This is a genomic window from Enterococcus sp. HMSC072F02 (assembly GCF_001837725.1).
GTDB classification, from domain to species: Bacteria; Bacillota; Bacilli; order Lactobacillales; family Enterococcaceae; genus Enterococcus_B; species Enterococcus_B lactis.
Genome location: NZ_KV833977.1, coordinates 1 through 25420, shown reverse-complemented (window position 1 = coordinate 25420; position 25420 = coordinate 1). Strand labels below are relative to the sequence as shown.

The window sequence follows — 25420 nt, the reverse complement described above, 5'->3', positions numbered from 1 at the left end:
GTGACCGAGGAGTTGGCAGGAGAACACCGTTTGTTCAGAAATAGGAGAGACGACAAAACTCTTGTCGTCTCTCCTTTTTTTGTCATTCATTTTTCAAACGGTAAAAATAGCCCTCTTGAGCTAACAGCTCTTCGTAAGTACCCATCTCAACGATTTTTCCTTCATCGATCACAACGATTTTATCTGCCTCTTTGATCGTTGAAAGCCGATGAGCCACAATAAAAGTAGTGGGTGTTTCTGTCAGATAATTCAGGGCCTGCTGGATTTTTTTCTCTGACTGGTTATCTAAAGCTGAAGTTGCTTCATCTAGCAAAATGATTTTCGGCTGACGTATCAATGCTCGTGCAATGGAGATACGTTGTTTTTGGCCACCAGACAGCTTGTTGCCATGTTCGCCTACTAAGGTATCCAGTCCATCAGGAAGCTGGTCAATCAGTGAAGAAAGTTGCGCAGCTTCGATGACTTCATCTAAACGTTCTTTTGATACGTTTTTCAAGCCATAAGTGATGTTCTCTTTGATCGAAGCGGAGAACAACAAAGTGGTTTGAGGAACAACGGCTAAATAATTACGCACACTTCGCATATCCAATTCATCCAAAGGCTGATTATCTAGGAAAATCCTCCCTGAAGACGGCTGGATAAATCCAATCAATAAGTTAAGGAGTGTAGATTTTCCAGAACCAGATGGCCCAACAAAAGCAATTGTTTCTCCAGCTTTCACCTCTAGAGAAAAATGATCAATAATCGGCTTGAGTGAGTCCGGGTAATGAAAAGAAACATCCTCAAAGCGAAAATTTCCATCCAAATGTTGGATTTTTTTCTTACCGTGATAAGTTTCTACATCGCCAGCAATCAACAGTTCACCAATAGAAGTAATAGATTCCATGCCTTTTGAAATCGTAGGAATCAGTGTGATCATTCCAGAAACGGAATTGACGATCGTTGTGAAATATGTCTGATACATCACGACATCACCTGGTTGAATACGCCCTTGTAAAGCTAATATCCCAGTGAAAATCAAACAAACCAGTTGAAATATCTGAAAACTAGCCCAGCTGACTGACCCGAAAACAGATTGCAGGATATCTAAGTGGAATCCTTTTTCATAGATTTGGGTAAAATGCTTATTTAAGCGAGTGGTTTCGTGTTTTTCTAACCCATGAGCTCGAGCAATCGGTGCTAATTCGATCACTTCGATCACTTTTGCAGAAGTCTCTTCCATTTCTTGCCGGAAATCTGAATTGGACTGTCTGATCCTTTTCCGGAAAAAAAGAGTAACTAACGCGGCGAGAGGGACAGTCAATAAGAAAAACAAGAAAACGACAGGACTTCTATAAAGCGTGATACCTAAAGCCACGAATAAATTGACAGCAATGTTCAATCCGCTGACAAATACTTGAGAGGACAACGTTTGGATGGCTTCTACATCACGGATGATCTTTGATTGGATCCGGCCAGATTGCAATTCTTTTTGATAGGGAATAGAAAGTTCTTGGATTTTCTTGATAAGAGTCGCTCTTAGTCCAGCTTCTACTTGCCGGATCGAAGTGCTATGGTATTTTACATGAAAATAATTCGTCAATATATTTTGACCGATCAGACAAGTCATCAAAAAAGCGTTGAAATAAATCGCCTGCAATTGAGAGGAAACTTTTGATGAAGCTGCATTGATTACATTGGCAATAGCAATCGGCATTAACCAAGATGGAAGATGTTTGATAATAAAAAAGAGTCCTGACATGGCAAAGCGCCAATAATTCCCCTGATAAAGATGCAGCAATGTCTGAAAAGCATTTGCATGATATTTTTGATAACTTTTCTGTATTCGTTCCTCCATAATCTTCTCCTTAACAATCTTGGTAAAAAAACTGCAAGTGTTCTATTGCTTCAGGAACATAAATCTCAGGAGTAGCTTCAAGAGTGGCGTACATTAGAGGACGCTCATATTTGATATAATGTAGTACCGGGCGGAAATCTAAACAGCCTTTACCAACAGGAACTATGCGGATCTTTCCATTTTCCATGATGTAGTCTTTGAGATGAAGCGCTGTAATACAACCCTGTAAATTGTCCAAGGCACCTCGGATCACTTTTTCCTGATCAGCATGATTTTCTTTGTGGATCAAATTCGCACAGTCTAAAATGATTTTTAAATTTGGTGAAGCTACTTCATCGACTAAACGTTTGGCTAACAGATAGTTATAGATCGGATGATTGATCCCTGCTTCAACAGCAACAGTTACGCCAAAATTTTCTGCATGAGCGACTAATTCAATGACAGAATTTCTAGCAATCTGATAAGCTTCTTCAGTAAAATTTTCTTTTGTGAAACCGACAGAGACACTACCGGTTTCCGTAGCAATCATCTTGGCTTGATAGGCAGAGCACAGAGCAATTTGCTGTTTGAAAGTTGCTAATGCTTGTGCACGAACTTCTTGATTTTTGCTGGATAGGTTGATATAGCAACCTAAAATGGAAAGTTCGATATTGTTTTTTTGGAAGTATTCACCAAAATAGGCAGCACTCCCAAGTGTCATGTCATTTAATTTAAGTTGTTCAGGAAATGCTTTTTGTGGTGCAAATTGGATATGGGACAAGTGAAGCTGTGATACTTTTTGAACGATTTCTTCACGATTTCGAACCTCTAGATCATGGGCACGGATGCCTAAATTTAATGGAAACATCTCAAACTCCTTTTTGTAAATAATCAGCAAGAGGCAGACGGGATTCTTTTATCAATTCAGCAATTATTCGGGCAACTTTATCAGCGCCTTCTGGACTAAAGTGGGTATTATCCTTTAGCCCTTCTGGGTAATTTTCACAACTATTAGGCATAAGATGCAGATAGAATTTTTTTGTCTTTTCTTTTGAAAAGGTCTGGAAATATTCTTGTGATCGTGAGAAAACATCTAAAAGTGGAATATGGTGTTTCTCAGCAAATGCACGCATCGCTTTTGGATAGTCTCCAAGTATATCTGGATTCAATGTTCCATTTTCTAAGTAATCTCGTCGCGTCACAGATGTCAGCAAGACCATGTGGACGTTCGCTTTTTTTGCGCATTCAAAAAATATCTGCAGATTTTTTAAATAGCTACCGAAGGGGAGCGTACCTCTTTCTTCTTGGATTTTCTGGTCGTTATGTCCAAATTGTACAAATAAGAAATCATTTGGCTGAAACTGTGAAGCTAAACGGGCTAATCTTCCTTCCTGGATAAATGATTTGGTGCTGCGTCCATTCTTTGCTTGGTTATTGATCTGGATCTCAGGTGAAAAATAAGCAGAGATTTTTTCTCCCCAACCTGTCTCGGGACGCTTGTTTTCATCTTTTTCTGCCGCAGTAGACTCACCGGCAATATGGATAGTAGGCATGTTATCTCTTCTTTCATAAGGGTTTATAGGCAATGAAGCAGAACAGCAAGAGAAGAAGACGGAGCAAATTTGGTCCGTCTTCTTCTCTAAAACGTGGATAAACGGATTCCGTTATTTCGCTATCCTGTTTTGATTCGTTACTGTTACTATTAATCAATTAGGCGAAAAAGCCAAAGTAATTTTTAGCATTTGTATAACTAATCGCTTGAACGAGACTTCCTAAAAGTTGTTCATCCTCAGGTGCTTCTCCTCGCATGACCATTTCGCCTAAAAATTCACAAAGAACACGACGGAAATATTCATGTCTAGTGTAGGAAAGGAAACTTCTTGAATCTGTCAGCATGCCGACAAAATTCCCCAAAGCACTACCATCAGCAAACTGTGTCAATTGATCGCGCATACCAGCTCGAGTATCGTTGTACCACCATCCAGAACCTAACTGCAGTTTTCCATTCTGTTCTTTTTGGAAACAGCCCATCAAAGCTAAAATCGCAGGGTAGTCATTTGGATTCAGTGAATAGAGGATCGTCTTTGGCAACTGATCCGTTTCTTCTGCACGATTCAATAATTTTTGCAGAGGAATAGTCAAAGAAAGATCATTCATTCCATCATAACCGGTATCGGGTCCTAATTTTTCCAACATTTGTGTATTACAATTACGATAAGCATGAATATGCAGCTGCATCGTCCAATTATGAGAATGATAGAAGTGGGTCAAACGTATCAGTGTTTCTGTACGAGAAGCATCGATTTCATCTGAAGATAATAGTTTGTTAGCTCGTGCTTTTTGAAAAATCTCTTCTAATACTGTTTCATCCGCTTCTTTATAGCGTAAGGTATCTAAAGCGTGGTCGGAAACACGACATCCATGTTGATGGAAGTATTCTATCCGCTGCTCTAAAACTTCGATTAGTTCTTGATAGGTGGTAATCGTTTGGTCAGCTGCTTCTTCCAGTAGTGTGATCCATGCATTAAATCCTTCTTTTTCAATATTGAGTGCTTTATCTGGACGGAATGAAGGGAGAACTTTCAAATCTGGTTCTTCATGAGCAAGCAATTGATGATAGTGTAAGTCATCTGCTGGATCATCTGTCGTACAAATCACTTCTACATTCGATTTTTTCGCGATTTCCCGCCGACGGAAATCAGGAGTTGCCAAAATTTTATTTGCTTGTGTCCAAATTTTCTCTGCGTTTTCTTCATTTATCAACAAGTCAATATCGAAGAAACGCTTCAATTCAAGATGTGACCAACTGTAAAGCGGATTTCCGATAATTTTTGGTACGGTTTGACACCAAGCTAAAAATTTTTCAAAATCAGAAGCATTTCCTGTGATTTTTTCTTCAGGCACGCCGCAAGCTCGCATCAAGCGCCATTTGTAATGATCGCCTCCTAACCAAGCTTCTGTCAGATTGCTGAAATTGTTGTTTTCGTAAATTTCTTTTGGATCTAAGTGACAGTGATAATCAATAATGGGCATATTTTTTGCGTAGGAATGATAAAGCTTTTTCGCCCAATCGTCTTTTAATAAAAAATCATCAGATAAAAACATAAATCTTCCTTCTTTCTTTTTATACTGTTTTTATGAAAATCAAAGTGTTACTCCGTTTTTAAAAATGGCAATTTCTCGAACGTTATTTTGTTCATTTTTCGTTTCTTCTCCACTAGCCACAGCGATGATTTTTTGAACAAATGATTCTAAGATCACTTCCATTGGTTGTTCTAATAAGACGCCTGCATTAAAGTCCATCCAATGACCTTTGCGTTCAAAAAGAGTCGTGTTCGTAGATACCTTGACCGTAGGGACATATGAGCCAAACGGAGTCCCTCTTCCTGTGGTAAACAAGACCAACTGGCAATCGGATGAAGCAAGAGCAGAGGCAGCTACAAGATCATTCCCGGGAGCTTGCAATAAACTAAGTCCTGGTTTTCTGATTTTTTCGCCATATTGCAGTACATCAACGACAGGAGAGCTTCCTGATTTTTGCGTGCAGCCTAAAGACTTATCTTCTAATGTAGTGATCCCACCTGCTTTATTACCAGGAGATGGGTTTTCGTAAACTGGTTCCCCGTAAGACAAGAAATACTGTTTGAAGTCATTGATCAAGTCAACGATTGAATCAAAAACTTTTTCATTTTCCGCTCGTGCCATCAATACTTGTTCTGCACCAAACATTTCTGGCACTTCTGTTAAGATCGTGCTACCTCCTTGAGCAATCAAGTAATCAGAAAATGCACCAAGCAAAGGATTGGCAGTTATTCCCGATAGACCATCAGAACCGCCGCATTTCAAACCGACATTCAACTTAGAGAGCGGGACTGGTATGCGCTGGTCGTTTTCGGCCGCGGTTAAAAGTTCTTCTAATAGAGCTACGCCTTGTTCGATCTCATCATAGACATCTTGAGCCACTAGAAATTTCACTCGTTCTTCATCATATTCACCTAAAATTTTTTTGAATTCAGGAACGGTATTGTTCTCGCAACCTAATCCAAACACTAAAACTCCGCCAGCATTTGGATGGTTTACCGCGTCTGCTAAGATTTCTCGAGTATTTTGATGATCTTTTCCAAGCTGTGAACAGCCGTAGGGATGCTTTAAAATCGTAATATGGTCAAACTGTCCCAGATCCGGATGTTTTTCTTTGAACTGTTTGACGATCAGTTCAGCAATACCATTCACACACCCAACGGTAGGTACTAAGAACAAGTCATTACGAATCCCTACTTTTCCATTTTTTCGTAAGTAGCCTTGAAATGTTCGGTTCTCAAAAGGATAATGACTTGGATGGACATCTTTTTCATATCGATAATCCAATTCACCAGAAAGATTGGTTTTTACATTATGAGTGTGCAGCCATTGACCGGCAGTTACGTCTGTCGTCACGTGCCCGATTGGATAGCCATATTTGATCACGTTGTCTCCAGCTTTCAAATCACTCAATGCAATCTTGTGACCTTGCGGGATATCTTCAAGAGTGGTGATCGTTTGCTGATCAATCGTCAGTTGTGTTTGCTTTGGGATAGGTGTTAATGCGACAACAACACTGTCTCGTTGGTTTAGTTTCATTGTTGGTTGCAGGGTTTCAAGCATGGACCATCGTTCCTTTCATTTCTTGTAATACTGCTCGGACACCTTTTTGTTCGATTTTTGTAGCCATTTCTTGAACAGTATCTGCCACATTCGGTAATTGAGACAAATCTTCTCCCCAAAGCGCAGCGTTTTGCAATAATCGAAGAATAGCTGTTTCATTATCAGACCAAGCATCAACAAATTCGCTTATCGTCTTTTCATCATCATGGGGCTTTACTTGATCGCCTCGATACATAAGAAGTAACGCAGCTAGTGAAACAGAGATTAGCGGTGGTACTTGATTTTTTTCTTCGATATACTTCTTGAAGACCGGAAGCAGACGGGTGCTGAATTTTGAAACACTATTTAATGAAATCGCTTCTAATTTGTGATGGGCAAAAGGATTCAAGAAACGTTCTTTGATTTGATCAGCATAAATGGCTAATTCATCTTTAGGTAAAGAAAGCATAGGAATCAATTCTAGATCGAATAGCTGATCAACATAAGCGGAGAATAAAGGATCTTTCATTACTTCTTCTACAGTTTCCAATTCCGCCAACAAAGCAAGAGGGACCATCGCTGTGTGCGGTCCATTAAGCAAATGCACCTTACGTTCACGATAAGGAGTCATATCATCTGTGATGATGACATTCAAGCCAGCCTGTTTGAATGGTAGTTGATTCTCCAACTCTTTAGGCCCTTCAATCACCCAAAGCATGAATGGTTCCGCTTTGACCATCAATTGATCTTCATAGTTATGTCGTTGATTGAAAACAGCTGCATCCTCACGAGGATAACCTGGAACGATGCGGTCAACTAAACTACAACAGAAAACATTTTCTTTTTCTAACCACTCAATAAAAGCAGGTTCTAAATCCCATTTTTCTGCGTAGCGTAAAATGATTTCTTTTAGACATTCACCGTTTCTGTCAATCAATTCACAAGGAATAATCGTAAAACCGGCTTTGTTTAATTCGAAACGTCGGTATAAAAAGGCTGTCAGTTTGCCCGGGAAGCTCTGTGGTGGCGTATCTGTTCGTTCATCAGTCTCCACAAATTGGATTCCTGCCTCTGTTGTATTGGAGACGATATAGGCCAAGTCGTCATTTTCTGCTAGAGAAAGATAAGCATCCCATTCATGATAAGGATTGATCATTTGTTCTACTATGGTGATAATCTCGGAAGTATCAACGATTTCGCCATTGCTGAGTCCTTGTAAAATGACCGTATATAAATTGTCTTGCTGGTTCATCATATTCCCAAGACCTTGTTCTAAAGGCTGAATGATGGCGACATTTCCTTTAAACAATTGCTGGTTATTCAGTTGCTGAATCTGCCAATCAACAAATCCGCGCATAAAATTGCCTTCGCCGAATTGAAGAACTTTTACGGGAGCCTCGTTTTTTTTCACTAATTCTTTTGTCAGTTTATTCATAGATTATTCCTTTCTGTGTTATGCACACGTTAACATTTTTATATAAAATTACTTGCAGTTTACAAGTAATTGATCGACTCACGAAGCATCAGTAAGGTGGAGAGCTCCATTTTAGATTGTTCGATCGGCCTGTCTTCAATCAAATCCAATAAAAGCTTTGTTCCTACTTGACACATTTCTTTCAACGGTTTGTGTACTGTAGTAAGCGGTGGATTAAGATAGGAGACGACTGGAGAATCATCGAACCCAATCAGAGAAATGTTCTGGGGAACACGAAGACCAGCTGAATGTACAGCTCTCAATGCACCAATCGCTATATCGTCGTTGCCACAAAAAACCAGAGTAGGCAGGTCAGAAAGCGATAATAGGTATTCCATGTTTTTGAGGCCGCTTTCTAAGCTGTAGTCTCCTGTTAAAAAATAGGCTGGATTGGCAGGGATGCTTGCTTTTTTTAGACTGTCCAATACACCTTTTTCCCGTTCTTTTGTCGAACGAAAGTTTTTTTTCCCACCAATATAAGCGATCTTCGTATGTCCGCACCCAATACCGTAATCTACTGCCTGCATAACACCGGCCGCATCATCGGCAGTAACATTGATAACCGCTGGATCATTGATGTGACGATTGACAACGACGAAGGGAAACGCTTTTTCTTTTAGATAATCGATAAAAGGCTGATCTTCATCACTTTGACTCATAACGATCAGACCATCATAACGTTGCAAATTGATTTCTGTTAAATCAACAGCATCGATACTTTCGACAGATAAGCTGTAGTTTGTGTCCAATACTGAATGGATACCTGCAATGGAATCTGCTAGGAAATTTGATGAAGTTCCTTTATGCAAACTTGAGAAAAACAGTCCGATCAGATATTTTTTTTGATTTACTAAACCTTTTGCACTATAGTTCGGCGAATAATTCATTTCCTTAGCTAGTTGCCGTATTTTTTGTTTTGTTTCATTTTTGATTAAACTGCTGTTATTCAAAGCACGAGAAACTGTCGTATGAGAAACACCAGCTGCTTTAGCGATATCTTTGATCGTTACCATTCCATCATTTTCCTTACTTTTTCACTTTTTGTTAACGCATTCATCATATTACGATAACTACGATAAGTCAATAGATCTTTGGTATGAAAAGATTGCACACGTTAAAAATTACTTGGATTTTTATTTTTAATTATGCTATTCTTAAAAGCGGGGAATGCTCATTTAATTAGATGAGTATCAATTTTACAGAAAAATGAAAGCCTTTTATTTAAAGGAAAGAGAGGAAGAAAATGAAGAAAAGTACAGTGTTTTATAAAATATTTTTACCGATGTTTTTATTAGGAGCCGTACTTGTCATAGGATTTAGTTTATTTATTTATCAGAATACCTATGAGTCGATCGAATCGAGTTATTTAACAGATAAAAAGAACCTGCTCAGGCAAGTCAAAACGAACGTTGAATGGAAAATCAGAACGATCGAATATTCGTTTTCTACGTATGGTTCGACCAAAAATTTCTCGGATATATTCAAGCATCCACTGACATATACAAATTACTCCACTTATTCTGAAATCAGGAAAGAGCTAAACTTTATAGAAACAATTGTTATGGATGATAATAATTATGATTTACTCAGTTTAGCTGGTAAATGGGGAGTAATCAATGGATCGTTGACTCAACTGACTGAAGAGGAAGTTGAAAGGTATCAACAAAAGTACATAAATAACAAAGATAATTTATTTTGGCAAAAGAAAAATATGCATTGGGAATTGCTACGATAGAGAAACATACAATAGAACAAGTTGTTGGGGAAAGCGGAGAAGATATACTTTCTATCGAAAACGAAGATGGAAAGCTTTTTTCTACACAGAAAGTAAAAGAAGAAGAGCAGCCAGATGCATTAGCGGATGTGGATCTAGATTACAACCAGTTGAAAGTGATAAGAGAAAATGGGACATCCTATATCGTACTGAAATCAGATTATAATAATTGGATTTACAGATTAGAAGTTGATTCTAGTGCAATTGGAGCAACGATTCGCAATCTGAGAATCGGGTTAGTTGCAGTGTCTTTGACGCTAGTAGGACTGATCGGTCTCCTTTCCTATTTATTTTCGGATAGATTTGCCCGTCCAATTTCTCAAATTCAGGAACGTTTGAATCTTAAATCAAAAGGATTCAGTGGGAAAGAACTAGATTTGGTCGCTCAATCAGTCAGTCGGATCATAGGAGAAAAAGAAGCGTTAAGTGCACACTTAGTTACCCAAAAGCCGCAACTAGAAACGTTATTTGTACTCAGTTTATTTAGAAATCGAGTAGAAAGGCGAGAACTAGATCAGCGGTTGCAGCAATTTGGTTATAGTTCTCAAACTGACTGCTATTATACGGCCTTGGTTCAAATCGATCTGTTAGAAGATAGTCACGGTGGAGAGCGTGATTTGCTACTTTTAGCAATCAACAACATGATCACGGAAATTGTGCCAAAGGAAAATCGAATGCTGCCGATCGTTTTGAATGAAGAAATGCAAGCCACTATTTATCGAATGGATAAAGACGATGCAGAAGCAAGCAAAAAAGTCATGGAGTATTGCCGACTCATTCAAAAACGTGTAAAAGAATACTTGAAATTAACTGTGAGTATAGGTATCAGTAACCGGTTCGAAACGCTGAATGAAAGCAAGCAATCGGTTGACCGAGCAAAAGAAGCCCTATATTATCGTGTAAATACTGGTCCGAGTTCGATCATATTTTATCAGGAAATTGTTCCTGCTGCGCATGAAAAAACGCTTATTAGATATCCAGTAGAAGAACAGAATCGATTGTTTGAAGCTATTCGTTCCGGAAATCAGGAAGTAAGGAAGTTGGTACATGAATTAATTAATGCATTGTTCGCACAAAATAAAAATCCTCTGAGCCGAGAAGTAGTTTCGGTCCGTTTGATCAATGAGCTCGTTCAATTAGGGCAGTTATTGGGAGTAGATTCAAAAAATTTTGATAACATGAAACAAATCTATGTAAAAGCATTGAACAATTATCATCCCAAAGAGCTAGAAAAACTTGTTTTAGAACAATTAGTCTTGCCAATCACAGAATGTTCTCAAGCAATCACTGATCATGAATTTAAAAATCTTTCGGAGAATATCATGCACATCGTCTATACAGAATATGACCGTGATCTATCTCTAGATGTGATTGCTGATAGGTTGCACTATAACCCTAATTATTTAAGCAATGTATTTAAAAAGGAAACAGGAGAAAAATTTGGTGATTTCGTTCAAAATCATCGTCTAGAGGTAGCGAAAAAGTGGTTGAAAGAAACCAATCTCTCTGTAAAAGAGATTGCAGAAAGACTGCAATATCGAAATCTGCAAAATTTTATTCGTTTCTTCAAAAAGAAAGAATCAATCACTCCGGGAGAATATCGAAAAAAATATTTGTGAAACAAGAGGCTGTTTTTCTTGTGGTCTGATTCAAGCAATAAAAGAGGACAGCGAAAAACAGCATTTCATGTTTTGTGGCTGGCTGATTTTATTGCCGCAGAATCAACAAGATAAACGCCGTTTAAACAAGAGGCTGTTTTTCTTGTGGTCTGATTCAAGCAATAAAAGAAAGGAGAATAACCTTAGTATTTGTCTTTATGAATAGTTAAATTTCAAGGCTAAGCACGCAAAAAGGACTGTGACCAAAGCTTTGTCACAATCCTTTTTTGCGAATAAACGGTATTCAAGAGACAGCTTATAAAAATAAGGCTGAACGTCTCTTTCATAACCTCTATTTTATGTTCCATACATAATCAACCTTTGACAGAACCTACGAGTGCGCCTTTGACAAAGTATTTCTGAACAAAAGGATAAGCAATCAGCATAGGGACTGTGGCAATAACGATAACAGCCATTTTAACTGTTTGTGCTGGTGGAATCACATCAACGGCACTACTTTCTGCTTGCATCCCGCTTGATACAATGACGATCTGACGTAAAAGAATCTGTATCGGCCATTTAGATGAATCGTTGATATACAAAATAGCGGTCATATAAGTGTTCCAGTAAGTAACAGCATAAAAAAGTGAGATAGTAGCAATAGACGGTAACGCTAATGGCAGCATGATTTTGAAAAATACACCGAAATCTGTGCAACCATCCATTTTTGCCGATTCTTCCAAACTATCCGGCAAGGCTTGGAAAAAGTTTCTCATAATGATCATGTTCATTGCATTAACAGCTACAGGCAAGATCATTGCCCAATAAGAATTGACCAGTCCCAGAGAACGAACAACTAAGAATGTGGGAATCATCCCCCCGCTGAACAACATAGAAAATACAACAAGAAAGTTGACGAATCCTCGACCAAACAAGTATTTTCTGGAAAGCCCGTATGCCATCAGTGAAGTTGCGCACATGCTGACGATCGTCCCAACCCCGGTAACGCCAATCGAAACAGCAAGTGCTCTAAAAATAGTTGGCGTAGATAGAATATAACGATACGCGTCTAGAGAAAAGGTAGTAGGGAAAAGGATAAATTTTTTCGCGACGACTTCTTGTGTAGAAGCGAAAGATGTAGCGATGATATTTAAAAAAGGCACGATACAGATCAAAGCTAGCAAGATCAGAAACGTATTGTTGAAAAATGTAAAACTTCTTTCTCCTATAGAGACTTTCTTTTTCATATAGATAGGCTCCTCCTCAAAATAAATTAAATGTTCTGTTTCTATGTATTCAATTTATCATCGGTGAAAGATTACGTATATAATCATTTCCTACGTTAAGTGTCAGATAGAAAAAAATAGAATAGTTACTAGGCGTATCTTATTTGTGAAGAAATACACTTATATATTTTGCAAGTATAAAAATCGCTGCTGTGTAAGCGTTTTTACATGCGATAAAAATGATTATATACGTAATTCGGATAGTTATCTATCATAAAGACATAAGCAGCAAACATTCATAAAACTAAGGAGGGGCTTATGGAAAGTGTAAAGAAACAAGAACCATTTCAACTGACGCTATCGAAAAAAGAAGAAAAGCTCAGAAGACGAAAAAAAATAATTGCAGGAATCAAAACGAATAAATTTTTATACGTGATGATTCTGCCGGGGGTCCTTTATTTCCTGATCTTTAGGTATCTTCCTATGGGAGGGCTCGTTATTGCTTTTCAAGATTATCAACCATTTTTAGGGATAATGGGCAGTCCTTGGGTGGGATTCAAACATTTCATTCGTTTGTTTACAGAGCCGACTTTCTTTACTTTATTAAGGAATACTTTGATCTTGTTCGGGTTAAATATCTTCGTGTTTTTTCCGATGCCAATTATTTTGTCCCTACTATTAAACGAAGTAACGAACAAGCGACTGAAAAGTGGGATTCAAACGATCATTTACATCCCTCATTTCATGTCTTGGGTAATCATCGTTTCGATTACTTATGTATTTTTGAACGTTGACGGAGGGGTATTGAATGAATTCCTTGCAACGATGGGATTTGAAAAAATCAGTTTTCTGACATCTCCTGAGTGGACACGAACAGTCTATATTGGACAAGTAATCTGGAAAGAGTTGGGCTGGTCTAGGATCATCTACCTTTCAGCAATCACTGCAGTAGATACACAGTTATATGAAGCAGCTGAAATGGATGGCGCAGGACGCTTGCGAAAAACATGGCATGTTACATTGACGGCGATTCGTCCAGTAATCATTACCTTGCTGATTCTAAAAATCGGTCAGACACTGGACTTAGGTTTCGAGCATATGTACTTGTTATTGAATTCATTGAATCGAAGTGTTGCAGAAATTTTCGACACCTACATTTATACAGCTGGATTGAAGAATGGACAATTAAGTTTCAGTACAGCAATGGGATTGTTTAAAGGGGTCGTAGGATTATTCATGGTAATTTTAGCTAACAAGATCGCCAAAAAGCTAGGAGAAGACGGCGTTTACTAATTTAGAAAGAGAGGAAAAGACATGCTGCAGTCATTAGATAAAATAAATGGAAGGCTAAATCGTATTTTACAGTTGGTTTATTTGAATTTTCTGTGGGGTGGTTTAGTCATTGCAGGTCTGGGGGTTTTTACTTTTGGTCCTGCATCTTATGCAATGGTTGCAGTGATTAGAAAATGGCTGCGCACAAAAGAAACATTTCCTTTGACGAAAACGTACTTCTCATATTTTAAAGAAAACTATCGTGAAACCTTGCTGATGAGCTGGATATACGGCGTCATCGGAGTTGTTTTACTTGTGGATCTTTCTTTCATACACAATTGGTATCTTAGAATCGCTTTGTATATTGCTGCGTTCTTGTATTTGCTCTCAGCACTCTATATTTTTCCAATCATGGCACATTATGATTGGAAAGGATATTTTTTCAAAATGAAAATGGCATTTTTGTTCGGATTCTCTCATCTTCATTATTCATTAGTATTAATACTAAGTCTGGTGGGTATTTACCTGATGATCATCCAAACAATGCCAGGTGTTTTAACCTTTATCGGTGGCAGTCTCTTCTTTTCCGCAGTCACGTGGACAGCAAATTCTATATTTTGCCATTTGGAATGGAAGAACTCATATACAGAAAAAACAGAAGAAAACAAAAATATCATTAAAACAGTGAAGGAGAAAATTTATGAAAAAAGCAACGCTCGTAAAATTAGGTCTTAGTTTTGCAGGAATTTTAGCACTTGCCGCATGTGGCAACAGTTCAAACAACAGTTCTTCAGAAACAGAAGATGGGAAAACCAAAATCACTTGGTTGAATATTTTACACCATGCTTCCCCACCAACTGACACAATCGTGAATCTAATAGAAGAAAAAACCGATACGGAACTTACATTCAATTGGATTCCTGATGCTTCAAAAGAAGAAAGACTGACAACTGCATTGGCTTCTGACGAACTAGGAGATATCGTTACACTTCAAATTGCTATGCTGAAAAACTCTTCTGTCCGAAGTGCGTTGAAATCAGGCGTATTCTGGGATGTATCGGAATATTTAAAAGACTATAAAAACTTAAGCCAAATCTCTGAGGATAGAATCGAAGCTGCAAGTATCGACGGAGCATTGTATGGTGTGCCAATGCAAAAGGACTATGCTCGTGCTGGTTTAGTCATTCGAAAAGACTGGTTGGATAATCTTGGTTTAGATGTTCCAACTACGATGGATGAACTTTACGAAGTAGCTAAACAATTTACAGAAAACGATCCAGATGGAAATGGTGTGGATGATACAGTTGGTTTTGGTGATCGTGCGCCTAGTGATATTCGTTATACCAGCTTTAAGCTGTTCACTTCTTATTTTGGAGCACCGAATGGCTGGGCTGTAGATGATAATGGCAAATTTACTCCAGAATTTGATACAGAAGAATACATGAAAGCGTTGAACTTCTCAAGAGATCTATTTGAGAATGGCTATTTGGCACAAGATTTTGCGGTTACTCAAAAGACTGACCAGCAAGAACAATTTGCACAAGGAAAAACAGGAATCTACACTGGGATGGTGGATATCAAGAACCTGAAGACAATGGGACAAGGTATTCAAGATGATATGGAATTAGTCCCTGTAAACAAGATTTCAGATGGTGAAGGCGGAGGTTATCATGTTTGGTCAGAAGGAAATGGTATTGGTGGTTTGTTAGCATTCCCTAAATCACAAGTAAAAGACGAAGCACAATTGAAGAAATTACTGCAATTTGTTGATGATCTTCTAGAAGAAGATATGTATAAATTGATGACTGGTGGTATTGAGGGAACACATTATGAATTGAATGATGATGGTTCTATCGAATTTATCGATATGGATCTTTGGCAACAAGAAGTGCAACCGCTATCAAGTTCTCGCCCTAGTGAAGTAACGTTCTCTTTCAAAGACGCAGATCCTGAAAAAGAATTGTCGAATCAATTGATCAAAGAAAACGAAGAATTCGCTGTAATGGATCCTTCTGTGCCATTGGATTCACCGACGAACAATGAAGTAGGATCGGAAATCGAAAAAATCGTTATTGATGCTACAGTGCAATACATCATGGGACAGCTTGACGAAGAAGGATTCAAGAAAGCTGTAGAAGACTGGAAAGCACAAGGAGGCGACCGAATCACACAAGAATACGAGGAAGCATACAAAGCAGCGGCACAGTAATATAGACGATTGGGACAAATACTTCTTGGTATTTGTCCTAAATCCTATTTTAATTTTTAAAGGAGAGCAAATAATGGAAAACTGGTCAAAGAGATTAGCAAAAAGCATCATGGAAAGAACACCTCGCTTATATGAAGAAAAGTGGTATAAAGGAAAATGGTCTTATGACTATGGCGTCGTACTTAAAGGGTTCCAATTACTTTGGGAACAAACCCAAGAAAAAATTTATTTTGATTTCATAAAAGACAATATCGACTATTTCGTGCAAGAAGATGGAACGATCCGTGGCTACAGCGTTGAAGAATACAATATCGACCATGTAAATACAGGAAAGCTTTTCTTTTTATTGTACAAAGAAACAGGCGAAGAAAAATATAAAAAAGCAGCAGAACTCCTTTCCCGGCAGTTGGCAAACCATCCGCGTACATCCGAAGGGGCTTTTTGGCATAAAGAAATTTATCCTTATCAAATTTGGTAAGATGGACTATATATGGGCTCACCTTTTTATGCTGAATTTATCCAGAATTTTAGTGAGGAAAAAGATTACCAAGATGTCTTGAGACAGTTTGAAATCAGCTATAAACATTTATTTGATCCAAAAACAAATTTACTGATCCATGCATGGGATGAAAAGAAAGTCCAACCATGGGCTGATCCAGAAACAGGTTTATCTCATCATTTCTGGAGTCGATCGATTGGCTGGTATCTGATGGCTGCGGCAGATACCTATGAATTGCTTCATGCGGAAACGGATTGTTCTTTGCTGAAGGAAATTTTAGAAAAGACATTGACCGCATTACTTCCGTATCAAGAAGAAAACAGTGGGACATGGTATCAAGTAACAACAGAAACAAAACGGAAAGGAAATTATCTGGAAGCTTCTGGCAGCAGTATGTTTGTTTACGCAATGGCTAAAGGGATACGCTTAGGCTTGCTGAACAAAGAAGAGTGGCTGCCGCAAGTGAAAAAATCTCATCAAGGACTACTCGATGAATTTGTTCTTGAAACAAAAGAAGGCTGGTTGAACTTGAACAAAAACTGTCAAGTAGCAGGGTTAGGCGGAGCAGAACAGCGAGATGGTTCATACGCTTACTACATCAGTGAGCCGATTATTTGTAATGATCAAAAAGGTGTCGGTGCATTCTTGCAAGCATTGATCGAAGTGGAGGCATTATAAGTATGTATGATATTTTGACATTCGGTGCATCAATTGATGAATTGAATACTGAAGCAATACAACAAGCGATTGATGCAGCAGCAAGCGCAGGAGGCGGAACCGTAGTTGTGCCAGCAGGTGAATTTTTAACAGGGGCTTTATTTTTAAAAAGCAATGTAGAACTTCATTTGAGCGCAGGGGCGGTTTTGAAATTCTCTGACGATCCAAAAGATTATCCTATTGTTCATTCACGTTGGGAAGGAGTCCATCGAAAAGTCTATGCTTCCTGTATCTATGCACAAAATGTAGAGAACATCTCTGTCACTGGTTTCGGTACATTAGATGGAAATGGAAAAAAATGGTGGCATACTTTCCGAAACGAACCAGATAATCTGGCTTATCCTCGTCCTAAATTGATGAGTTTCCATAACTGCCATCGAATCACTGTGAAAGATATCAAACTGATCCAGTCACCAAGCTGGACGATCAACCCAATTCTTTGTAGCAACGCGACGTTTGACAACTTGACGATTTTGAACCCGGCGGATTCACCAAATACAGACGGCATCGATCCAGAATCCTGCAAAAATGTGCGTATTAGTAATTGCCATATTGACGTGGGAGATGACTGTATCGCAATCAAAGCAGGGACTGAAGATACGTACGAAAGAATTGCTTGTGAAAATATCACGATTACAAATTGCACGATGGTCCATGGACACGGAGGGGTCGTGTTAGGAAGTGAAATGAGTGGTAGTATACGTAATATTACCATTTCAAATTGTATCTTCCAAGAAACTGATCGAGGAATACGATTGAAATCTAGACGAGGTCGAGGCGGGAACGTTGAAGATATTCGAGTATCCAATATAGTCATGGATAATGTGATGTGTCCATTTATACTGAATCTTTATTATTTCTGCGGTCCGCGAGGAAAAGAACCATATGTATGGGAAAAAACGGCTTATCCGATAGATGAGCGGACACCAGCATTCAGAAGGATCCATTTTTCGAATATCACGGCAAGGAATGTCCATGCTTCTGCAGGATTTATTTATGGATTAGCAGAACAGTTTATACAAGAAATCACATTTGATAATATTGATGTTTCAATGGCCCAAGATGCAGTTCCCGGTGTCCCTGCTATGATGACAGGGATAGAGGAAATGAGCAAGCAAGGATTTTACATTGGTTTTGCGGAGAAGGTTACCTTTAATCAAATGACGATTGAGAATCATGAAGGACCAGCATTTCTATTAGAAAATACGAAAGAAATCAGTATTGAGAAATTCCGGTCAACTCAATCGGAAAACATGGATGATCTGGTTGTTCGTAAAAATTTTGCTTATGCAGTTGAATGACTTTTTAGGTGATCCATCTAGCAGACTTACTCCTAGTGGAAAGCGATTATACAGAGAAAAACAAAATGGGTTTATGCTTGAATATTATCAACTGTACTTAAATGAATTGGAAACAGTACCAGTACTTTATGCTTACCCGGAGAAAGAAGGACCGTTTCCGACGGTCCTTTACCTGCATTCTCACGGCGGAGATTTTTCAGTCGGGAAAAGTGAATTGATCCATGGTGCTCCTTACTTAGCTTCTCCATCTTTTGCAGAAGTACTGACAGGAATGGGATATGCTGTTTGGTCGATTGATGCTTGGGGATTTGAAGAACGCGGAGGTATTTCCGAAAGCGAGTTGTTCAAACAATTTTTATTAACAGGAAAAACATTATGGGGAATGCGTATTTATGATGTGATCAGCTTGATCGATTATTTGGAGACAAGGGAAGACACAGATACTCAACGGATCGCAACGATTGGTCTTTCTATGGGAGGCTTATTAAGCTGGTGGGTGGCGGCATTGGATTCTCGTGTCAAAGTTTGTATTGATCTAGCGGCACAGGTGGACATCGAAACACTTTTGCTACATCGTCGCCTAGATCATCATGGGTTTTATTACTATGTGCCAAACCTACTGACAGCTTATACAACGTTAGCAATCCAAGAAAAAATCGCTCCGCGCCCTCGTCTTAGCTTAGTTGGAAAAAACGATACGATGTGCTTGGACGAAGGCGTACTGAAGCTGAGAAAAGGACTGGACAAGAAGTATCGATCAATGGGTAGTCCAGAAAACTTTTCTTCTTTTTCTTTAACAGGCGGTCATATGGAAACACAAGAAATGAGAAACATTTGGAAACAATTCATAAGGGAGCATTTATGAGGATGAAAGACAAACTGATAATTGGAAAAAATTCTATAGATACCCCGACGGATTTTGAAACTATCCAAGAAGGAATCGATTATTTGGCAGACCTGCCGGATAGCCATCCAAAGGTCTTGATAGTAAAAGAAGGAAGATATGATGAATATATAGAAAGTAGATTATCCAATTTTAAACTTGTGGGAACAGGAACAGTAGTGATCTCTGGTAATCGTTTTGCAAAACAGGAGTATCTTGACGGTAGCCAGTTAGGGACTTTCCGAAGTGCTACTTTTTTCTTAGAAGGATCGAATGTCGTATTAGAAAATCTTTACATCGAAAATACAGCAGGTCCAGGAGAAAAAGTAGGTCAAGCTGTTGCTTTATTCAATTCAGGAGATCGCGTATTGTTAAAAAACTGTCGACTAACTGGTTATCAGGATACTTTATGCACGGGTCCGTTGCCTGACTTGCAAAAAGATGGTACACCTTTTTGTACACCGGCTTCTGCCAATCCTGATTATTGTCGTCAGACCTATGAATATTGTTGGATTGAAGGAACGGTGGATTTCATATTTGGTGGGGCAGATGCAGTTTTTCGCCAGTGCCGTATCCATAGCTTAGCCAGTAAAAATCCTGGATACATCACAGCAGCATCTACGCCGAAAAATCAAAAATCAGGGTATCGTTTTGAAAGCTGTACCTTGACTGCAGAGCCTGATACTAGAAACGTCTATTTAGGAAGACCGTGGCGTCCGTATGCAAATGTCGTGTTTGAAGCGTGTAAGATAGGTGGGCATGTTCACCCAACTGGTTGGGACAATTGGGATGACAAGAAAAATGAACAGACTGCCAAATTCTCTGAACGAAATAACAATTATGAAACACCAATCAAAAGACCTGAATGGATCCATTTAGAAAAGCAGGGGGTTCTGAAATGAAAAGAAAATGGGAACTATTGCTAGGAATGATCGGTGGCAGCCTATCTCTGATTTTCTTTGGCGGGTTAGCAGTTACTTTAAGTAATATGTCTGCGTCAGAGTTTAAAAAAAGTTATCAGTCGCTTGCTGTCGATCATCCAACTTTGTCTTTAGAAAATACATTTGAGCTATTACAGGACATGACTGGTCTGTTTGCCGTTGTATTGTTTATTTCACTTTCTTTTTTAGCAGTAGCACTATTTTTGACGGCTAAAGGAAAATACTTAACAACTGCCACTGGCTTGTATTTTATAACGGGAGTTATATTGTTGGTCGGCACTCAGTTTATTGCGTTTCCTTTTGCATTTTTTTATTTTGCCGCTGGGGTATTCAGTTTGTATCGAGTAAGAATAAGAAAGGAAGCCTGAATCATGCAGACTATCAAAGTGAAAAATCCTATTTTAAGAGGGTTCAATCCAGATCCTAATATTTTAAGAGCGAAAGACCGATATTACATTATTGTCTCCTCTTTTGAATGGCTTCCAGGAATTCGAGTATATGAGTCGAAGAATTTAGTCAATTGGTCACATACAACGGATATTTTGACCACTCAAGTATCTTTGCAAGGAAATCCTACAAACGGAAGCATATGGGCACCGCAAATCAGTTATGCTGATGGATTGTTCTATCTTGTTTACACAGATGTCAAAAGTGCAGGCCGTCCGTTTAAAGATGTCCACAATTACTTGATTACTGCATCTGAGATCACAGGACCTTGGTCCGAACCGATTTATTTAAATAGTAACGGCTTTGATCCTTCTTTGTTTCATGATTTGGAAACAGGAAAAAATGGCTTGTCAATGAATTATGGGATTATCGTCTGGACACACCGAATAAATCCAGCGGTATCGTATTGCAAGAATATGATGCAGAGAAGAAGAAGCTTGACGGTCCCATCTATAAAATATTTGCAGGTACAGAATTAGCGAAAACAGAGGCACCGCATTTGTATTTTCGTAACGGGTATTATTATTTGAGGACAGCAGAAGGCGGTACAGGAAGAGGACATTCAGTCACAGTCTGCCGAGCAAAGAAGATTACTGGTCCTTACGAGCTTGATCCTGGTTTTCCTATGCTGACAGCTAGTGACAAACCTGCTTCTACATTGCAATGTACAGGACATGGGAGCTTAGTACAAACCCCGTCAGGAAAATGGTACATGACATATCTTTGTACCAGACCATTAAACGGTGCGGCTATTTTGGGAAGAGAAACCGCTATCCAAGAAGTGTATTGGACGTCCGACGATTGGTTAAGGCTTAAAGATAACCAGACAACTCCGATGGAAGAAATAATGATTGAGACGAATGAAGAGGTACAACAAGAGAGAGATCATCAGTTTATGGATACATTTGAAGGAGAGTTAAAAAAGAACTGGAATGCCAGACGTATTTTGCCAAGGGCTGATTGGTGTGATACAAAAACTAGACCTGGTTTTTTACGACTGATTGCCGGTGAATCTCTTCAATCTACCTTTGACCATCATTTATTAGCTATTCGGCAAACGGATTTTACTTTTGATGCGGAGACAGCATTTGAATATACACCTAATAATTTTAATCAGATGGCTGGACTGGTATTGTACCTAAATGAATCCAATTATATTTATTGCTATGTTACTTGGAATGAGAACAAGGGAAAATGTCTTCGTATGATAGAATCAGAAAACGGAGTTGCACAAATAGAAGATTGGAGGATTCCACTCACAGAAAAGAAGACTTTCTTGAAAGTAGCCGTAAGGAAAGAGACAGCACAGTTTTATTTGAAAGACACACCATCTGAAGAATGGAAGGAAGTAGGTCTACAAAAAAACATGTGTATACTCTCAGGTGGATTTACCGGGAATTTTATCGGGATAGTCGTACATGATTTGAATAGAAAAAGAGGAAGTTATGCGGACTTTGAATTTTTTAAGTACGAAGGAAAAGATCTTGAATAATCTAACTCTCTAATAAATAGAGATTCACTAACTTGTTTTTGCTAGTTAGTGAATCTTTTTGTTTATCTATGATGTTATGAAAATAATATTAATGCCCTTTTCTGACAATGTTTTTAAACGTATTTTTGTTTTTTTCTGTCAAGATAATGCAATAAAATGTCAATATTGTGAATATCAAAACAAGAAAAAAGAGTTATAATTTTGAAAACGTTTACTAGAAGAGGCAGGAGGAATTCAAATGCTTTCACAAAATGCTGTTACAGCAAATACAGTAAAAAAAGAAAAAAAGGAATTTGGGATTTCCGATAAGATAGGCTACATGTTCGGTGATTTAGGTAACTGTTTTATTTTAGGTTTGGTCAATAGTTTCTTGATGATTTATTATACGAATGTTCTTGGTGTTTCAGGAGCAATTGTAGGTACGTTATTCTTGATTTCAAGAATTTTGGATGCGTTTGCTGATGTGATGGTAGGAAGATTATGCGATGTCTCAGAGTTAACAGAAGCTGGCCGATTTATTCCTTGGATCAGAAAAATGAAATATCCATTTTGCTTAGTGACAGTCATTTTGTTTTTACCATTCGTCCAACATCTTCCAATGACGGTGAAGATTGCATATATTTTTGTTTCATATATTGTTTATGGTATTTTTCTGTCAACAATCAATATCCCTTACGGAGCAATGGCAGCAGCCATTAGTTCAAATCTTAATGACCGCACCTCGCTATCCACATTCCGAAGCATTGGTTCTGCGATTGGCGGGTCAACTACAGGGTTCTTTATCCCGATTTTGATGTACACCCATAACAAGAGTGGGCAGCAAGTCGTTTCGGGGAATCATTTCTTTTGGATTTCCATCGGATGTGCGGCAATTGCATTTGTCGCATACATGCTGACTTGTAAATTGACTACTGAACGAGTAAGAGTTGTCAAAAACGAAAAAGTGCCTGCTTCTCAGTTGGTAAAAGGTTTGTTGGCTAACCGAGCACTGATTATTTTAGTCATTGTTGACATTTTCATTGTGATCAATCAGATTTTAGCTGGGACGAATATGACTTATTTATTTAATGATTACTTCCATAATAAACAAGCAATGTCTGTTGCTCTTTTATTTACTTACGGAACAGTAGTAGTTTTAGCACCATTTGCTACAAAGCTGACAAAATTATTTGGTAAAAAGGAAGCAAGCGTATTTGCGTTACTCGCTTCTTCATGTATGTACTTGCTGATGTATTTCCTTCATATAACAAATGCATGGGTATATCTGATTCTTTTATTTATTGCTACTTTAGGATCTGGTTTATTCAATTTGATGGTCTGGGCATTCATTACTGACGTGATTGACTATCATCAATATAAGACAGGCTTAAGAGAAGATGGAACAGTATACGGAGTGAATTCTTTTGCGAGAAAAGTAGGACAAGCGTGCGCAGGAGCAGTCGGAGGATTTATGCTAGCACTCATTGGTTACCAATCGTCTACAACAGGTGGAGCCATCCAATCAGTTTTAGTACAAGAAAGAATTTATACGATGGCAAACTTGCTACCAGCATTCTGTTTATTTGTATCCGCAATCATTTTGTTAGTAGGGTATCCGCTGAATCGTTCGAAAACTGTGTTTATTGGTGAAGAATTAAAAAAAATCAATGAAAGATAAGGAGAAAAGTATTGCAGACAAAAAAGAGTTCATCAATGCTTTAGACTTTAAAACAAACGACATTCAACAAGATGATACAGTAATGCTGCAAAAGGCAATCAATCAAGGTGCAAAAGAACACTTGCCCGTATTTATTCCAAAAGGTATTTATTTAGTCGGCGCACTTTTTTTAAAAGATAAGAGCCATCTCATTTTCGAAGAAGGGGCTGTTCTCAAGGGAAAAACAGAGATCGAAGCATTTCCAGAGATTGATACACGAGTTGCTGGAATAGAAATGAAATGGCCAGCAGCGATTTTGAATGTTCTCTCAGCAAAAGATATTCTTATAGAAGGAAAAGGAATAATCGACGGTCAAGGAGAGCATTGGTGGGAACTATATTGGGGGAAAGACCAAAAAAGCGGAACAAGAGCTGAATATGATCGAAAGGGACTGCGTTGGATTGCAGATTATGCTATTAAGCGTCCGCGCGCGTGTTTACTGTATCATGCAGAACATGTTGTCATTCGTGATTTGATTTTTCAAAAATCAGGTTTTTGGAACCTGCAAATCACTTATTCTAACGATGTATTAGTAGAAAAAGTAATCATCCGTCATAATGATGGGCCAAGTACAGATGGGATTGATATTGATTCTTCAACAGATGTGCGTATCTATGAATGTGATTTGGCCTGTGGTGATGATTGTATCGCTATTAAATCTGGCAGGGACGGTAACGGTGCAAGAGTCAATCGAAAATCATCAAGAATCGAGATTGCGAGATGTAACATTCGTTCAGGTTACGGTGTAACTATTGGTAGCGAAGTTAGTGCTGGAATTAGTGATGTGTATATTCACGATATCGATTTTTTTCAGTCAGACTGTGGTATTCGAATGAAATCTTCAAGAGAAAGAGGGGGAGTGATTGAAAATATCAGGGTAGAAAACCTGAATATGATGGATGTACAATTTCCGTTTTCTTGGATAATGGACTGGCATAATGAATATAATAGAAAAAATAGCAATGATCTTGAACGAATGCCAGAAAGTTGGCAAGCAGTGGCTGAAGAAATACCTGAATCAAAACAAATGACAAAAGTCAGAAACATACATGTCAAAAATGTACAGGCAAGTCTTTCTCCAGGCTATCCACTTCCTTCTCGGGCTTTTGACTTGGTAGCATTTCCTGAAAAACCTATAGAAGATGTCTGCTTTACTCATTGTACAATAACTGCAAAAGAATTTGGACGGATCGAAGCAGTTCAAAACTTATGTTTCGAAAGCTGTATTCTATCAATAGAAACAGGGAACACAGTTGCAAACAATACTTTTGACAATCGTTGAAATTATAATAAGGTCAAGCTAAAATATTATTTTAGCTTGACCTTTATTTTTTTTAATGATATATTAAACAACGTTGTCGCATCTGATTGAAACATTTTGTGAAAATTCCAAAAAAGAGTTGACACATGTTTTTAGACGTGATAAGATAACTGAGTCGTTAAAAAAGAACA

17 protein-coding genes and 3 pseudogenes are annotated in these 25420 nt (G+C 38.3%); 12 read left to right on the top strand and 8 right to left on the bottom strand.

The genetic code is table 11. The annotated features are described in order from the left end of the window. Positions 1-82 precede the first annotated feature (82 nt). From HMPREF2731_RS13295 to HMPREF2731_RS13265, 7 genes are all read right to left on the bottom strand, one after another. Complete coding sequence (locus tag HMPREF2731_RS13295) at positions 83-1837, bottom strand: ABC transporter ATP-binding protein (RefSeq protein WP_070873148.1); 1755 nt, start codon at positions 1835-1837, stop codon at positions 83-85. 10 nt (positions 1838-1847) lie between these two features. Next, positions 1848-2684, bottom strand: coding sequence for a sugar phosphate isomerase/epimerase family protein (locus HMPREF2731_RS13290; RefSeq protein ID WP_002329931.1), 837 nt, complete (start codon positions 2682-2684; stop codon positions 1848-1850). A gap of 1 nt (position 2685) precedes the next feature. Continuing rightward, entirely contained in the window at positions 2686-3369 is a 684-nt protein-coding gene (locus tag HMPREF2731_RS13285; RefSeq protein WP_070873146.1) for a rhamnogalacturonan acetylesterase, read from the bottom strand. Between the two features lie 157 nt (positions 3370-3526). Continuing rightward, on the bottom strand, positions 3527-4921 hold the full coding sequence (gene uxaC, locus HMPREF2731_RS13280; RefSeq protein WP_002329933.1) for a glucuronate isomerase: 1395 nt from the start codon (positions 4919-4921) through the stop codon (positions 3527-3529). Positions 4922-4960: 39 nt separating this feature from the next. After that, positions 4961-6460: a UxaA family hydrolase gene (locus HMPREF2731_RS13275; protein WP_002329934.1), complete on the bottom strand. Its 1500-nt coding sequence runs from the start codon at positions 6458-6460 to the stop codon at positions 4961-4963. Next, positions 6453-7874 carry a tagaturonate reductase gene (locus tag HMPREF2731_RS13270; RefSeq protein ID WP_002342344.1) on the bottom strand — a complete coding sequence of 474 codons (1422 nt, stop codon included), beginning with the start codon at positions 7872-7874 and terminating at the stop codon, positions 6453-6455. Before HMPREF2731_RS13270 ends, HMPREF2731_RS13275 begins: the two co-directional genes overlap by 8 nt. A gap of 59 nt (positions 7875-7933) precedes the next feature. Beyond that, on the bottom strand, positions 7934-8926 hold the full coding sequence (locus HMPREF2731_RS13265; protein ID WP_002329936.1) for a LacI family DNA-binding transcriptional regulator: 993 nt from the start codon (positions 8924-8926) through the stop codon (positions 7934-7936). A gap of 230 nt (positions 8927-9156) precedes the next feature. On the opposite strand from HMPREF2731_RS13265, the pseudogene HMPREF2731_RS13255 reads away from it, so the two are divergent. After that, a pseudogene (locus tag HMPREF2731_RS13255) lies at positions 9157-11306 on the top strand (helix-turn-helix domain-containing protein). Positions 11307-11659: 353 nt separating this feature from the next. On the opposite strand, the gene HMPREF2731_RS13250 reads toward HMPREF2731_RS13255, so the two are convergent. Next, entirely contained in the window at positions 11660-12532 is an 873-nt protein-coding gene (locus HMPREF2731_RS13250; protein ID WP_002329939.1) for a carbohydrate ABC transporter permease, read from the bottom strand. Between the two features lie 297 nt (positions 12533-12829). On the opposite strand from HMPREF2731_RS13250, the gene HMPREF2731_RS13245 reads away from it, so the two are divergent. The 11 genes and pseudogenes from HMPREF2731_RS13245 (at position 12830) to HMPREF2731_RS13195 (ending at position 25250) form a co-directional block, all read left to right on the top strand. Then, the gene (locus HMPREF2731_RS13245) at positions 12830-13804 is read left to right on the top strand and encodes an ABC transporter permease (RefSeq protein WP_070873144.1); all 975 of its coding nucleotides are present in this window, start codon (positions 12830-12832) and stop codon (positions 13802-13804) included. Between the two features lie 21 nt (positions 13805-13825). Then, positions 13826-14518: a YesL family protein gene (locus HMPREF2731_RS13240; protein WP_002316990.1), complete on the top strand. Its 693-nt coding sequence runs from the start codon at positions 13826-13828 to the stop codon at positions 14516-14518. After that, positions 14484-15992, top strand: a complete 1509-nt coding sequence (locus HMPREF2731_RS13235; protein ID WP_002329941.1) for an extracellular solute-binding protein — start codon at positions 14484-14486, stop codon at positions 15990-15992. The genes HMPREF2731_RS13240 and HMPREF2731_RS13235 overlap by 35 nt, the downstream gene beginning before the upstream one ends. A 73-nt stretch (positions 15993-16065) precedes the next feature. After that, a pseudogene (locus tag HMPREF2731_RS13230) lies at positions 16066-17169 on the top strand (glycoside hydrolase family 105 protein). Positions 17170-17171: 2 nt separating this feature from the next. Continuing rightward, entirely contained in the window at positions 17172-18509 is a 1338-nt protein-coding gene (locus tag HMPREF2731_RS13225; RefSeq protein ID WP_002329944.1) for a glycoside hydrolase family 28 protein, read from the top strand. After that, complete coding sequence (locus HMPREF2731_RS13220) at positions 18496-19374, top strand: dienelactone hydrolase family protein (RefSeq protein WP_002390625.1); 879 nt, start codon at positions 18496-18498, stop codon at positions 19372-19374. Before HMPREF2731_RS13225 ends, HMPREF2731_RS13220 begins: the two co-directional genes overlap by 14 nt. After that, on the top strand, positions 19371-20294 hold the full coding sequence (locus tag HMPREF2731_RS13215) for a pectinesterase family protein (RefSeq protein WP_002329946.1): 924 nt from the start codon (positions 19371-19373) through the stop codon (positions 20292-20294). The genes HMPREF2731_RS13220 and HMPREF2731_RS13215 overlap by 4 nt, the downstream gene beginning before the upstream one ends. Next, positions 20291-20701 (top strand): DUF4064 domain-containing protein, encoded by a 411-nt coding sequence (locus HMPREF2731_RS13210; protein ID WP_002329947.1) that lies wholly within the window; start codon positions 20291-20293, stop codon positions 20699-20701. Before HMPREF2731_RS13215 ends, HMPREF2731_RS13210 begins: the two co-directional genes overlap by 4 nt. 3 nt (positions 20702-20704) lie before the next feature. Then, positions 20705-22272 (top strand): annotated as a pseudogene (locus tag HMPREF2731_RS13205) (glycoside hydrolase family 43 protein). Between the two features lie 238 nt (positions 22273-22510). Beyond that, positions 22511-23929 carry an MFS transporter gene (locus tag HMPREF2731_RS13200; RefSeq protein ID WP_002329950.1) on the top strand — a complete coding sequence of 473 codons (1419 nt, stop codon included), beginning with the start codon at positions 22511-22513 and terminating at the stop codon, positions 23927-23929. After that, positions 23919-25250, top strand: a complete 1332-nt coding sequence (locus HMPREF2731_RS13195) for a glycoside hydrolase family 28 protein (protein ID WP_002329951.1) — start codon at positions 23919-23921, stop codon at positions 25248-25250. Before HMPREF2731_RS13200 ends, HMPREF2731_RS13195 begins: the two co-directional genes overlap by 11 nt. Positions 25251-25420: the final 170 nt, after the last annotated feature.

Excerpts from the sequence above, each read along its gene's own strand:
- HMPREF2731_RS13295 (WP_070873148.1), bottom strand. The coding sequence starts at position 1,837 with ATGGAGGAACGAATACAGAAAAGTTATCAAAAATATCATGCAAATGCT.
- HMPREF2731_RS13290 (WP_002329931.1), bottom strand. The coding sequence starts at position 2,684 with ATGTTTCCATTAAATTTAGGCATCCGTGCCCATGATCTAGAGGTTCGA.
- HMPREF2731_RS13285 (WP_070873146.1), bottom strand. The coding sequence starts at position 3,369 with ATGCCTACTATCCATATTGCCGGTGAGTCTACTGCGGCAGAAAAAGAT.
- uxaC (WP_002329933.1), bottom strand. The coding sequence starts at position 4,921 with ATGTTTTTATCTGATGATTTTTTATTAAAAGACGATTGGGCGAAAAAG.
- HMPREF2731_RS13275 (WP_002329934.1), bottom strand. The coding sequence starts at position 6,460 with ATGCTTGAAACCCTGCAACCAACAATGAAACTAAACCAACGAGACAGT.
- HMPREF2731_RS13270 (WP_002342344.1), bottom strand. The coding sequence starts at position 7,874 with ATGAATAAACTGACAAAAGAATTAGTGAAAAAAAACGAGGCTCCCGTA.
- HMPREF2731_RS13265 (WP_002329936.1), bottom strand. The coding sequence starts at position 8,926 with ATGGTAACGATCAAAGATATCGCTAAAGCAGCTGGTGTTTCTCATACG.
- HMPREF2731_RS13250 (WP_002329939.1), bottom strand. The coding sequence starts at position 12,532 with ATGAAAAAGAAAGTCTCTATAGGAGAAAGAAGTTTTACATTTTTCAAC.
- HMPREF2731_RS13245 (WP_070873144.1), top strand. The coding sequence starts at position 12,830 with ATGGAAAGTGTAAAGAAACAAGAACCATTTCAACTGACGCTATCGAAA.
- HMPREF2731_RS13240 (WP_002316990.1), top strand. The coding sequence starts at position 13,826 with ATGCTGCAGTCATTAGATAAAATAAATGGAAGGCTAAATCGTATTTTA.
- HMPREF2731_RS13235 (WP_002329941.1), top strand. The coding sequence starts at position 14,484 with ATGAAAAAAGCAACGCTCGTAAAATTAGGTCTTAGTTTTGCAGGAATT.
- HMPREF2731_RS13225 (WP_002329944.1), top strand. The coding sequence starts at position 17,172 with ATGTATGATATTTTGACATTCGGTGCATCAATTGATGAATTGAATACT.
- HMPREF2731_RS13220 (WP_002390625.1), top strand. The coding sequence starts at position 18,496 with ATGCAGTTGAATGACTTTTTAGGTGATCCATCTAGCAGACTTACTCCT.
- HMPREF2731_RS13215 (WP_002329946.1), top strand. The coding sequence starts at position 19,371 with ATGAGGATGAAAGACAAACTGATAATTGGAAAAAATTCTATAGATACC.
- HMPREF2731_RS13210 (WP_002329947.1), top strand. The coding sequence starts at position 20,291 with ATGAAAAGAAAATGGGAACTATTGCTAGGAATGATCGGTGGCAGCCTA.
- HMPREF2731_RS13200 (WP_002329950.1), top strand. The coding sequence starts at position 22,511 with ATGCTTTCACAAAATGCTGTTACAGCAAATACAGTAAAAAAAGAAAAA.
- HMPREF2731_RS13195 (WP_002329951.1), top strand. The coding sequence starts at position 23,919 with ATGAAAGATAAGGAGAAAAGTATTGCAGACAAAAAAGAGTTCATCAAT.